Source organism: Nesterenkonia natronophila (genome assembly GCF_003595215.1).
Classification (GTDB): domain Bacteria; phylum Actinomycetota; class Actinomycetes; order Actinomycetales; family Micrococcaceae; genus Nesterenkonia; species Nesterenkonia natronophila.
Genome location: NZ_QYZP01000001.1, coordinates 399,570 through 412,056, shown reverse-complemented (window position 1 = coordinate 412,056; position 12,487 = coordinate 399,570). Strand labels below are relative to the sequence as shown.

The window sequence follows — 12,487 nt, the reverse complement described above, 5'->3', positions numbered from 1 at the left end:
CCAATGAGCTGGTTTGAACGAGCCGAGAGGGGGCTGCGTGAGTTTTACGTGGCCCCCTACCGGCGCGTTTTCGCCAGGGCCAAACGCGATGAGGAGGATCTGTTCATGATGCTGGTGCTCTCCGAGGCGCTCGGGGTCCCCAATCCCGCCTCCGGCGCCACATTGGAGCTGCTTCCCGAGATGCTGGACCGAATGCACGATTGGCACGTCCGACAGGGCCTTGACCAGTCCCCGCTCGACGGCATGCAATGCTGCTAGACCTCGCTGCAGACCGTCAGGTTCTGTTCATCGGCGGCAAGGGCGGCGTGGGGAAGACCTCAGTCTCCTCAGCGGTGGGACTGCACCAGGCCCGCAGCGGACGCCGCGTGCTGCTGGTCTCCACTGACCCCGCACACAACTTGGGTCACCTGTGGAACCGGCCGGTGGGCGATGAGCCCGTCCTGCTCGCCGACGACGGTGGCTCCGGGGTACTCGCGGGTGTGGAGATCGATCCCAACGCCACGATCGAACGTCACCTGCAGCAGGTCGGCGAGACGCTGCGCGATTTCATGCCCGAGCACCTGCACAAACAAGTCGACGTTCACCTGCAGCTGGCCCGCCAATCACCCGGAACCCATGAGGCTGCCATTCTGGAGCGGATCGCTGAGGTGGTGAACCTGGCCGAACGTGACTACGACCTCATCATCTTCGACACCGCACCGTCGGGCCACACCGCCCGGCTGCTGGCGCTTCCGGAGATCATGTCGGCCTGGACTGAAGGCCTGCTCAACCGCCGGACTAAGGCCGAGAGATTCGGGGCTGCCATCCGAGCCTTGGACAACGACGATCCCAGCTCCTCCCACGGAGCCAACCGGGACCGACGGATACGGCAGGTACTGACCCAGCGCCGCACCACATTTGAGAAGCTTCGTGAGCTGGTCACCGACTCCGCCGCCTGCAGCTTTGTCATTGTGGTCAACGCAGAGCGCGTCCCCGTCTTGGAGTCCGCTGAATTGTTTCATGAACTGGAGCGGCTGGGTGTCCAGGTGGGCGGGGTGGTCGTCAACCGGCTCTCCCCCACCGACGAAGGTGAGTTCTTGGCCGCCAGGCGCACCCAGGAGGAGGCCCAGCTGGCCAAGCTTCACGAGCTGTTGCCACACGTGGCGGTGGACACTTTGCCGATGCTCCCAGCGGACCTCGTAGGAGAACCTGCCGTGGAGCAGCTGGCGGAGTTTCTCACCTAGCGCCAACAACACTCCGCAAATCCCTCCCCCGTCCCTGGAGGACTGACGATGCCAGTTGTGTCACACGCTGCGCTGGAACGTCACCAAGTCTGGTGGTATCTCGGCGCTGTGGCCCTGGGTGCAGTCGTGGGGCTGACATGGCCTGCCAGCAGTCAACCGCTTGAGGCTTTGGTCTGGCCCACGTTGGGTCTGCTGCTCTATGCCACCTTCACTCAAATGAACCTGTCGGCTGTGCCCCGCTCCCTGAGAGATCCGCGATTCCTCATTGCCGCCCTGGTGGGAAACTTTGTACTGATGCCAGCGGTGGTGTTTGGGATAGTTGCTCTGCTGCCCTCCGATGAGGCACTGGTTCTCGGGTTGCTCCTGGTTCTGCTTGCGCCGTGCACCGACTGGTTCATCACCTTTACCAGTCTCGGTGGCGGGGACGCAGAGCGTGCCTCGGCCCTGACACCTGTGGCGCTCTTCGCACAACTGGGCCTCCTGCCGCTGTACTTGTTGCTCTTCACAAATTTCGACTTAGGTGCAGTTTTCGAATTTCGGGCGGTTTGGCCCGCTATATTGGTGCTGGCCGCGCCCTTGGCGGCTGCCGTCTTCACAGAGGTCGGATCCCGGAAGCACTACAGCCTCGCTGAAATCCGAGCTGGAGCAAAGTGGTTCCCGGTACCACTGCTGACCGTAGTCATCCTGTGCGTCGCGGCGTCTCACATCGGCGCGCTGAGCGACAACCTGGGGCTGGTCCGCTGGGTCGCGCTGGCCGGCGGCTTATTCCTGATCTCAGCGCTGGTGATGGCTAAGCTCGTTTCGTTGGCCGCACGACTTCCCGCGCACCAAGGACGAACGTTGGCATTCGCGCTAGGCACGCGCAATTCCTTCATCGTCCTGCCTTTTGCGCTGTCACTTCCTCCAGGTTGGGAGATCGCCGCCGTGGTGATCGTAATTCAGTCCCTTATCGAGCTGGTTGGGATGATCGTGTATGTGCGGTTTGTCCCGGCTGTCCTCTTTCCGGCTCACTGAACTGCGCTGGGCCCTCCAGAATGCTGCGCAGCACGCTTACCAGGCCGTCCTCGTCCACGGAACCGGTGACCTCGTCAGCGGCATCCTTGACCTCTTGGACGGCCTGTCCCATCGCTACGCCGCGATGAGCCCATTGAAGCATTTCAATGTCATTGCGGCCGTCTCCGCAGGCCAGGGTAGCGCTACGCGGAGCGCCCAGCTTGCCCCGCAGCCTCTCCAAAGAGGACCCCTTGGTCACCCCCTCTGCGGCGATGTCCAACCACGCTGACCATCCCACCGAATAGGTGACCCCGTGGAGTCCGATATTGGTGACGGCTCGCGCGAACTCGCGGGCGGTGGCGTCAGTGGAATTGACCACCAGTCGCACTGCTTCGGCCTTCTTCATCTTCTTGACGCTCACCGGTTTGGGGACCAGCCCGAAAGTCAGATCTTCGAACCGTTCCGTGGCCAGGAAATGTCCGGCGGACGTCTCGATGGCGTACCGGGCGGTTGGCAGTTTTTCCTGCAGCGCCTTGAGGGCAGGGGCAGGGTCGAACACCTGTTGGTCCAAGATCTCGTAACCGTCTTCCAGAGCGGTGTCGATACGCAGCGTCACACCACCGTTGGAGCAGACCGCGTAACCCTGGGTGATGCCTAAGGTCTCGATCACGGGCAGCGTGGCCGGCAGCGAACGGCCGGTGGAGACAACCACGGTATGGCCGCCCTCGACCACTGCGCGGCCCGCTTCCTTCACCGCATCGGTCATGTAACCGTCATGGTTGACGATGGTCCCGTCGACGTCCAGGCACACCATTGTGGTGCCCGACTGATAGGTGAAGCTGCCTCCGCGGCCGGCGGCTGGCACGGCAAAATCCGACTGCCACTGATCCTTCGCAATCTGCACTGGTGTGTTCATAGGATGAACAGTGTACGACGGCGCGCAGACACCGTGTGGGCAGAAGGCTCCCAGTTTGGCTACTGTGGACCAAGACTTCACGTGAGGAGAACTCTATGAGCGCGTCGACACCGACCGTCACCATCACCGCAGGCGGGTACACCGCAACCATTTCTCTGCGCGGCGGTCAGTTACTGAGTCTGACGACCTTGGACCCGGTCAGCGAAGCCCAGCAGAATCTCATCGTGCCCGCGGAGAAGGGCCCAGGCGCTTATTCCGGGGCTGTGCTGGCACCGTGGCCCAATCGGGTGGCCCAAGCCCGTTACACTCACGCGGGGGCCTCCTACGAGCTTCCGGCAAATGAGGAGGCCACCGGCGCTGCGCTGCACGGGCTGCTCTTAGATGTGGATCTGGAAATTCAGATGCAGCGTGAGTCAGAGGTGCACCTGGTCGGGACGATCGAACCCTCAGCTGGGTATCCGTTTCGCCTAGAGGTGATCCTGGTCTACCGAGTTGCTGGTCACCTGGGGCTGACGGCCACGCTGAGCACCCGGTATGTCCCTGAGAATACTGATCACGACGACGCCAGCACCGCCGGGGCCACCGCTCCCTACGGTGCCGGATTTCATCCGTACCTCACGGCCGCCGACGCTCCGCTGAAGTCCTGCCGGTTGCGCCTTCCGGCCCGCACGGTGGCGAAGACTAAGTCCAGCGGCAAGGTAGTCGGGTCTAAAATGGTCTCCGGCGACTTGGACCTGACCAACGGTCCGCTGCTGGCTGGCCTGACGATCGACCACGCCTACACCGACCTGCCGGAGCAGGGTTGGAGTGCTGAACTGATTCACGGGCCCAGCGGGTTCGTGGTGAGGATGATCGCTGATACTCCGTGGGCGCAGGTCTACACTGGGGAGAGCCTGAACCGGGCAGGTGTAGCTGTGGAGCCAATGACCTGCCCGCCCAATGCGTTCAACTCGGGCAAGGATCTGGTGGAGCTTGAGCCAGGGGTGTGGCATCGGGTGGGTTATTCACTCGAGGCTTTCCACCTCTAGAGGCCCCACCTCAAGTGCTGGGCACCCAGTCTTGAGGAGCGTCGACCACTGGGCGCAGAGCCCGCATTGCTCCCCCGCTGGTGGCAGGCGCCAGCCCTGCGCCCGATTCCCTAACTCGGAATTCCACCCAGTTGGAGGCGAGCAAGCAGCGTTCAAGCTGCTCTTCTATGCGCGTACGCAACAGGTCGGTCAGCGGTCCGAACTCACCGCCGAGCCGTACCCCTCGTTCAGTGATACTTGCCGGGAAAGTGGTGCCCTGCGCGGCTCCTGCGCAAGAGCAGAGCCAGCTCCCTCCAATGAATTTCTAACCAGCGTGGTAACCTCAATGCCCAAACGTGGTAGCCGAGAGGGACCTCTACGGGAGCGAAATGACCGATGCGCAAGACATAATCGAGGCGGGAAAGACCGCTTTGGGAATTGAACTTGGGTCGACTCGAATTAAGGCGTGTCTAATTGGCCCGAACTGTGAAACTTTGGGTTCCGGTGCCAGCGACTGGGAAAACAGGTTTGAGGCGCGTACCTGGACATACTCGTTAGAAGACGTCTGGTCGGGAATACAGCAGACAGTTGCGCAACTTATTGACGATGTCGAGGCAAATTTTGGGGTCCGGCCGGCCACTTTTGGTGCTATGGGAGTCTCTGCGATGATGCATGGATACCTCGCTTTTGACTCGGATGAGCAACTTCTTGTGCCGTTTAGGACATGGCGCAATACGACTACTGCCCCGGCCTCCGCCAAACTCTCAAGACTTTTTGAGCACAACATACCTCTACGCTGGTCTGTAGCCCATCACTACCAGGCCATGCTTGACTCGGAAGACCACGTACCTCAAGTCGATTATCTGACCACCTTGGCGGGTTATGTTCACTGGCGCCTCACCGGCCGCAGAGTATTAGGCGTGGGCGACGCATCCGGAATGTTCCCAGTCGACCTAAATGCCAGCTTCAACAGCAAGATGCTCGCGAAGTTCAATTCCATAACAGAAGAACTTCCTTCCCACATTCGACCGCGCCAGCCCTTAGAGGATATTCTTCCTGAAATACTTATTGCGGGGCGTTACGCCGGGACATTGACCAAAGAGGGTGCAGCGCTACTCGATCCAAGCGGTACATTGCAGCCCGGTATTCCTCTATGCCCTCCTGAGGGCGACGCTGGAACTGGGATGGTAGCTACCAACGCTGTCGCTCCTCGAATCGGCAATGTTAGTGCAGGTACCTCAATCTTCGCGATGGTTGTGCTTGAGTCTCCGCTCAGCAAGGTTCACCCTGAAATTGATGTGGTAACCACTCCGGCAGGTGAACCAGTCGCCATGGTCCACTGCAACAATGGTGCCAGCGAATTGGGCGCTTGGGCGAAGTTACTGAGAGAGTTTAGCGCTGCTCTTGGCCACCAGGCTGAGGCTGGCCAGGTATACGATGCGCTCCTCAATGCTGCGTTGTCCGGCGACACCGACGGTGGAGGGCTACTCGCTTACAACTACTTAGCTGGTGAGCCTATTACTGATCTCGAAGAGGGTCGCCCGATGGTGATAAGGGCCCCTGGCAGCCGCATGAACCTCGCTAACTTTTCAAGGGCTCAGCTTTACAGCATTTTCGGCACCTTATCCTTAGGCATGAAAATCCTCGCTGAGGAAGGAGTGAATGTTGACACCATCTTTGCTCACGGCGGGCTTTTCAAGACCGCGAACGTAGCACAACGGTTGCTTGCGGCGGCTGTGGATACTCCTGTTGCAGTAGGCGATACAGCTGCTGAGGGTGGTTCTTGGGGAATGGCAGTACTTGCAGCTTACTCACTGGATCGGAGCTCACACAGTTTAGTCAATTATCTTGACGAGTACGTCTTCAACCTAAGGACATTCAGTGTTGTCGAGCCCGACCCAGCAGACGTAAGCGGTTACAAATCATGGCTTGAGCAGTACTCCGCCGGCTTAACGATCCAAAGCGCGGCAATTAAAGCACTTCAATGAGCCAATGATCGACACTAGGAGAAACCATGCTGAGATTGAATGCCCTGCCGCCTGAAATCCAGGACTCCGTAGCCGAGACCCAACGTCGCGTGGCCAGTCTCCACAAAGAACTCACGCGAAATCGCCTGGTTGTGTGGACGGCAGGGAACGTCTCCGAACGCGTTCCAGGCAGCGGAAACGCTGGAGTCCCGGGCTTGTTCGTAATTAAGCCATCAGGTGTGTCGTATGACGCCCTATCGCCAGAAGTCATGGTCGTCTGCGAGCTTGATGGTAATAAGATCAACGACGGTACCGCAGACCGTCTCCAGCCGTCTTCCGATACAGCCGCTCATGCCTACGTGTACCGACACATGGGTGAGATCGGAGGAGTTGTTCATACGCATTCCACATATGCGACGGCATGGGCAGCTCGACAAGAACCGATCCCGTGCGCACTGACCATGATGGCTGACGAGTTTGGCGGTGATATTCCAGTTGGCCCTTTTGCGCTTATCGGGGACGATTCCATCGGACGAGGGATTGTAGAAACACTTCGTCATTCCCGATCACCTGCTGTCCTGATGGCACAGCACGGGCCATTTACCATCGGTCCAGATGCTGAAGCTGCTGTCAAAGCTGCAGTGATGTGCGAAGATGTTGCCCGTACGATTCACATTGCGCGTCAGCACGATGATGTCAGGCGAATTGACCAAGAACTAATCGATGCACTTTACAGACGTTATCAACGTGCGTACGGGCAAAGAAACTAGAAGAAACAAGGAGCACCTCAGCCTCACCTTGGTGCCGTGGATTGAAGGCGACGGTGCTACTCGCTCGCTACCTGACACAACTACAATGTCATCGCAGGAATGACTATAGTCTTGATCGCAAGGGGATCTGTCTTGGTCTTCATCAATGCCTCGCCGACTTGATCAAGGCCGTAACGATGAGTGACAAGCTCCTTAACCCGCAGCTTCCCGGACGCCACGAGAGCAATGGCATCTGGCCAAGTATTAGCATATCGATACGTGCCAGTGAGACTAATTTCTCGGTGCTGTAACAGAGCAATGGGGACTTCCAGTGTCTGGCCCCCCATTCCCACCAGACATGCCTGCCCTCCACGTTTGATCGCAGGGATAGCGGAGAGAATTGCGTTCGGGTTTCCCGAAGCATCGATAAAGACATCGAAGTACTCCCCATATTCACTCAGGTCGGTCACCGCCGGATCCAGGGCACCGGTGGCACCATGTTCGAGAGCGAACCGTCGGCGATTTTCAATCGGGTCGCTGACTACAATTTCTATTGCCCCGAATGCTCGAGCCACCTGAGCCGTCAGGGCGCCGATCGGGCCGGCTCCGGCAATCAGGACTTTGGAAGCTGGGAGCACTTTAGCCCGCCGACATGCATGAAGAGCAACTGAAACCGGCTCAATTAGAGCACCTTCCTCACCTGACATCTCATCGGGCATAGCATGTGCGAAGTCGTCATCAATCACCGCATAGTCTGCAAAAGAGCCATCTATCGGGTATGCACCATAGAACTCCATCTTGGGGCACAAGTGATAGCGTCCGCTCTTGCAGAACTCACATCGACGGCAGGGCTTCTGCGGCTCGATCGCTACACGTGTTCCAACTCGCTCCGGATCGACACCCGGACCTACTGCCGCGATCTGACCAGCACTCTCATGACCGAGTACGATCGGGCCCTCGACGATGATATCGCCAATGACACCCTCCTCGTAGAAATGCGTGTCAGAACCGCAGACCCCCACGGCCTCGATCTCCACGAGGACCTCCCCCGGGTGCAATTCCGGAATACGCCGATTTTGCAGCTCCACCTTGAACACGTCAATCATAACGCTAGCTCGACCGAACGCTGGGTAGTTAATTTCCATTTTTTATCCTATCATGATGATACAATTAAGTATCTACCCCTTTACGGTTCCGGCAGTTAGGCCACCAACAATCCATCGAAGGGCAAAAATAGCAAAAAGTACTCCTGGAATAATGGATATCATTGTTGCCGCGGCCATTGGACCCCACTCAATTGATTGATGTGACATATATGATTGAATTCCGGTGGTTACTACTGAAGTGTTGCGACCTCCTAGAACTAAAGGCAACACATAGTTATTCCATGCCCAAACAAACGACAACATGAGACTAGCGCTTAGGCCAGGCACCATTAACCGGAATAAGACGTGACGAAAGGCTGTCCATCGAGTTCCTCCATCGATGGCAACAGCCTCTTCCAATTCTTGAGGAAGGTCCTCGATGAATGAGCGAAGCATCCACACCAACATAGGAAGCGTGACAATCTGATACGCAAGAACTAACCCTACGTAGCTGTCGACTAAGCCGATTCCTTGGTACATCAAGAACAGAGGCAAAATTATCAACAGCTCTGGAGCAAACCTGAGTGATAGTATTCCGAAACCTATGCTCTCACGCCCCTTAAATCTAAAGCGCGCCAAGGCATACGCAGTCGGTAAACCAATAATCAAAGTGAGAACTAGTGAACCGAGTGTAACGATAATTGAATTGATAAAAGGCTGCAAAAAGCGTGCATCACTAAAAACAGTTATATAATTATCAACTGTGGGACTAAAAATAAAACTCGGCGGATAGGAAATTATGTCTCGGGGCAATTTGAGAGACATCATAAAGATCCAGACAAGTGGCGCCAATGCAAAAATACTCCATGCCACCAAAGCTATGGTTACGAGTGCAGCGTGGATAGGCTTCCGGCGCTTATGGGCCCGCATGGAGCTACTCCTTGCCGAGGAGGTAGTTCTCATGACATTGCCTCCTGACGGCGGAACCTGAGCAGCACGTAAGCACTCGCATAACACAGTGCCCACAACACGATGAGAGCTGTCATTGCCATACCAAAGTTAAGGTTACGGATGCCCTCTAGGTAGGCCATCACATGCAGGTTTGTAGTAGAACCAACAGGACCCCCGGCGGTGGTGGTGTAGATAATATCAAACATTTTTAGAGAATCTATGCCACGAAATGTGATAATTACAATAAGGATTGGGAACATCATGGGTAAAGTTATCGAGAAAAAGTGTTTGACTGGCCCTGCTCCATCAACAGCTGAAGCCTCAGCCAGCTCCTTGGGGACACTGCGCAACCCGGCCTGCGCAAGAAGCACCACGAAAGGAGTGAAGATCCAAACATCAATAAGGATGACTGACATTAGGGCGGTTTGCGGACTGTTCAGCCATAGCAGAGTCGGCAATCCAGCTGAATCGAGTAGGTAGTTCACCACTCCGTTCTGAGTGAGCATCACATTCCACATCAATGCCGCAATGACCGGTGGCAAGAGCAATGGCAGAACGATGATCAACCTGAAGTAGTTGCCGTAGCGGTTGGAGTTCAGCAGTAGAGCCAATCCGACACCTAGCACCAACTCGATAATGACGACTGCGACAACGTACGTCAAGGTAACCGATATCGCATTCAGCCCGTCGCCTGTAGTGAACAGGCTCCAGTAGTTACGGCCCCAGTTTAAATCCGGGTCTCCCCTGTTGAGGCGGTACGAGGTAAAAGACCAGTACGCCCCCGTGAAGAACGGATAGAGGATCGCTACAAGGACCGCAATACCGGGCAGCACCAGGAGATATGGCAACGCAGGTTTATGTTTCATTCGACATAACCTTCGAATTTGGGTCGACAGGAATAAGCCAGGGGCAGCGAGGTCGGCGACCTCAATACGGGGTGGTCACTCCATGGCTGCGTTGATTCTCTGAGCTGCGTCGGACAACGCCTCTTCGGGTGATTGCTCGCCCAGCACTGCGGACTGGATGGCGTTCGCCCATATGTCACCTGCCTCAGGCCACAGTGCAGCGGGTGTGTATGCCCACTCTGCATGCTCGTGAAGAATTTCCTGCCATACCTCGTTATAGTCCCCCCAATCCTCCGTCGCAGCTTCCATCTCTGGGCCTTCCCCGACGGAAATGCGGGTGGGGTTCATATTGCCGAGATCAATAGCCTCGGTCATGACCTCCTGAGATGTGGCCCACTGCATAAAGAGCCAAGCCGGCCCTTTCGCCTCTGAATGGGCATTCATTCCCAACGACCACACCCACATGCTAGAGCCACGGCCCTCGGGTCCTTCTGGCGGCAGGGCATAGCCGACGTTGCCAGAGATGTTGGTGTCATTCTCGAAGTCCGGTGCCATATGATCGGCATCTATGTAAAAGGCCGCGTTGCCGGCAATGAAGTCTTGCTGAGCCTCATACCATGTATAGGTTGAAGCGCCCTCAGGCGCGTGCTGCATCAAATCGACCCACTGCTCTAGCGCCGCAATATTCTCCGGTGAATCCACGTCAGCTTCGCCATCGACAATATCTTGGGCCCCATGGGCGAGGAAAAATGTGCTGTACGGGTTCAAGGTCGGATAGGTCGGGTGACCGCGGCTAACGAATCCGGAGACAGTCTGACCGTCGAACTCATATCCATCGAGTTCGGATGCTGCATCGATGAGTTCATCAATGGTCTCCGGGACATCTACACCGGCGTCTTCCAGGATATCCTCGCGATAGAAGAGCGCATATCCCTCCTCATTTGCCGGTAAGGCCCATAGCGGACCTTCACCCGCCCCTCCCCACTCAGTCGTATCCCAGCGCAATGAGTCGATGATGGCCGGGAAGAAGTCATCAAAGTCCCAGTCGGACGCTGTGTAACGCTCATCTTCAATCCAGGGATCAAGCTCTTCAATCCAACCTGCTGCTGCGTACTGGTAATTCATCGGCTGAGAGGTCATAAACACGTCGTAGGCGGAGCTACCCGACTGCAGTTCGGTGAGGATCCGCGTCATGTAGTCAGTCTCCGAAAGAGTCTCAATAGCGACCTCGATACCTGTGAGCTCTTCAAAGTCTTCCAGCTGAGCACTCAAGGCGTTGGCGAGTGGGTGCTCATTGAAGAGAAGAGTAATCTCCTCTCCCTCATAATTCTGCCAATCGAAAGATTCAATCTCGTCTTCGGGCGGACCCTCAGAGTCCCCTCCCGCACATCCAGTCATAGCCAAAGCGGCCACAAGGCCCACGCTAACCAGGCAACGGCGATTTGGTTTGAGATCTCGCATGAATTCTCCCAAGTCTCAGTGCACGAGCAGAGCCACTCGGAGCACACTCAATATGACATGGAACACATTATTTTGCAGTGCTCTATCTTGCAACTAATATGCTCATATGAGCACTCCTATCGGGTTGTCTGAACAGATGCTCTGCGCCTACGTTGCACTGCAACACTTACAAGAGGGGCGGCCATTAATCGATATTGCGGAAGAATTGGAGCTGTCCCGATTCAAAGTCGGGCGTATGGTACGGCGCGCACGAGAGACCGGTCTCATTGAAGTCCGCTTGAACATGCCAGAAGTCATAGATACACATCTCTCGCGAAAAGTGGCGCAGAAATTTGGGCTTCAGTCAGTGATCGCCGTAGAAACGTCGAGTGACGAGCCGTCCCAGGTACGGAAAGATCTTGCACGGGTTGGAGCGCGCGTTGTTCGAGAGACCGTGAACGAGGACGACGTTATCGGCCTCACTTCGGGTCGCACAATCGTCGATATGTGTCGCGTCGTTGGCGAGTTTCCTAACTGCGAGGTGGTTCAGCTTACGGGGGTGGCTACCTCGACTTGGAACCAGGGGATGCAGGCCATACTCTCACTAGGAGTCGCTACAAACCGCATTTTTCCTTTACATGCACCTCTAGTCACCACCGATGCACCAGCCGCTCGAGCGATTACTGCCCAGCCATCAATCATCCGATCATTGAAACGTCTAGATCATATTAGTAAGGCGGTACTGTCCATCGGTGGGTGGCCCAATAGTTCCTTGCTCGCCACACAGCTAAGCGAGTGGAATGAAATGTCACAAGCCAGGAGTTTGGGCGTCGTTTCCGAACTTGGTACCAGTTTGCTAACAACGAACGGCGCTGCGGTTCCGCACCTGACGAGTCGCACAATCGGGATTAGCACTGAACAGCTAGCATCAGTGCCTCACAAAATTGCCATTGGAGGCGGGCATGGAAAGCATGATGCTGTACTTGCTGTGCTCCGGTCAGAGCTGGTCGATGTCCTCATAACTGACATCCGAACAGCCGAGTATGCATGCAGGCTCGGCTGAAGCCGAGCAATCGGACCTTGGACCCAGGACTCCCCAAGAGAACTTAGTGGGAAGATTGGCAGAGCCTAGGTTCTGCGCGGTTCACAAGCGCCGGCTCGGTCAGGGCCAACGGCGGAGGTAGAGAGTTTCCGGCTCGCTCTCGGAGCCAATAGGAATGCGGCCGAAGATACACTCAAGCGGCTCAATTTGCCCACGGCACAAAGAGGGCGACGACACCGCCATGTCCCTGGCTGCGTCGTCGCCCTCTG

General features: G+C 56.7%; 12 protein-coding genes. 7 read left to right on the top strand and 5 right to left on the bottom strand.

All coding sequences use genetic code 11. The features are described 5' to 3' along the window. The first annotated feature begins 3 nt into the window (after nt 1-3). The 3 genes from D3250_RS01940 to D3250_RS01930 are packed head-to-tail and all read left to right on the top strand — an operon-like array spanning nt 4 to nt 2,237. On the top strand, nt 4-258 hold the full coding sequence (locus tag D3250_RS01940) for a cory-CC-star protein (protein WP_119901664.1): 255 nt from the start codon (nt 4-6) through the stop codon (nt 256-258). Beyond that, nucleotides 249-1,223, top strand: coding sequence for an ArsA family ATPase (locus tag D3250_RS01935; RefSeq protein WP_119901663.1), 975 nt, complete (start codon nt 249-251; stop codon nt 1,221-1,223). Before D3250_RS01940 ends, D3250_RS01935 begins: the two co-directional genes overlap by 10 nt. Nucleotides 1,224-1,271: 48 nt before the next feature. After that, on the top strand, nt 1,272-2,237 hold the full coding sequence (locus tag D3250_RS01930) for an arsenic resistance protein (protein ID WP_119901662.1): 966 nt from the start codon (nt 1,272-1,274) through the stop codon (nt 2,235-2,237). On the opposite strand, the gene D3250_RS01925 is transcribed toward D3250_RS01930, so the two are convergent. Next, nucleotides 2,170-3,030 carry an HAD family hydrolase gene (locus D3250_RS01925; RefSeq protein ID WP_119902245.1) on the bottom strand — a complete coding sequence of 287 codons (861 nt, stop codon included), beginning with the start codon at nt 3,028-3,030 and terminating at the stop codon, nt 2,170-2,172. The genes D3250_RS01930 and D3250_RS01925 overlap by 68 nt on opposite strands. A gap of 197 nt (nt 3,031-3,227) precedes the next feature. Between D3250_RS01925 and D3250_RS01920 the strand changes: the two genes are divergently transcribed. The 3 genes from D3250_RS01920 (at nt 3,228) to D3250_RS01910 (ending at nt 6,876) form a co-directional block, all read left to right on the top strand. Next, entirely contained in the window at nt 3,228-4,160 is a 933-nt protein-coding gene (locus D3250_RS01920; RefSeq protein WP_119901661.1) for an aldose epimerase family protein, read from the top strand. A gap of 368 nt (nt 4,161-4,528) precedes the next feature. Further along, nucleotides 4,529-6,127, top strand: a complete 1,599-nt coding sequence (locus tag D3250_RS01915) for a xylulokinase (RefSeq protein WP_119902244.1) — start codon at nt 4,529-4,531, stop codon at nt 6,125-6,127. Nucleotides 6,128-6,153: 26 nt separating this feature from the next. Continuing rightward, nucleotides 6,154-6,876 carry an L-ribulose-5-phosphate 4-epimerase gene (locus tag D3250_RS01910; RefSeq protein ID WP_119901660.1) on the top strand — a complete coding sequence of 241 codons (723 nt, stop codon included), beginning with the start codon at nt 6,154-6,156 and terminating at the stop codon, nt 6,874-6,876. A gap of 80 nt (nt 6,877-6,956) precedes the next feature. Here D3250_RS01910 and D3250_RS01905 read toward each other — a convergent pair whose 3' ends face one another. The 4 genes from D3250_RS01905 to D3250_RS01890 form a co-directional block, all read right to left on the bottom strand. Next, on the bottom strand, nt 6,957-8,000 hold the full coding sequence (locus tag D3250_RS01905) for an NAD(P)-dependent alcohol dehydrogenase (RefSeq protein ID WP_119901659.1): 1,044 nt from the start codon (nt 7,998-8,000) through the stop codon (nt 6,957-6,959). A 33-nt stretch (nt 8,001-8,033) separates the two neighbouring features. Then, nucleotides 8,034-8,870 (bottom strand): carbohydrate ABC transporter permease, encoded by an 837-nt coding sequence (locus D3250_RS01900; RefSeq protein WP_158583040.1) that lies wholly within the window; start codon nt 8,868-8,870, stop codon nt 8,034-8,036. A 29-nt stretch (nt 8,871-8,899) separates the two neighbouring features. Continuing rightward, nucleotides 8,900-9,757, bottom strand: coding sequence for a carbohydrate ABC transporter permease (locus D3250_RS01895; protein WP_119901657.1), 858 nt, complete (start codon nt 9,755-9,757; stop codon nt 8,900-8,902). 75 nt (nt 9,758-9,832) lie between these two features. After that, nucleotides 9,833-11,197, bottom strand: coding sequence for an ABC transporter substrate-binding protein (locus D3250_RS01890; RefSeq protein WP_119901656.1), 1,365 nt, complete (start codon nt 11,195-11,197; stop codon nt 9,833-9,835). 106 nt (nt 11,198-11,303) lie between these two features. Between D3250_RS01890 and D3250_RS12160 the strand changes: the two genes are divergently transcribed. Then, nucleotides 11,304-12,239, top strand: a complete 936-nt coding sequence (locus tag D3250_RS12160; protein WP_119901655.1) for a sugar-binding transcriptional regulator — start codon at nt 11,304-11,306, stop codon at nt 12,237-12,239. Nucleotides 12,240-12,487: the final 248 nt, after the last annotated feature.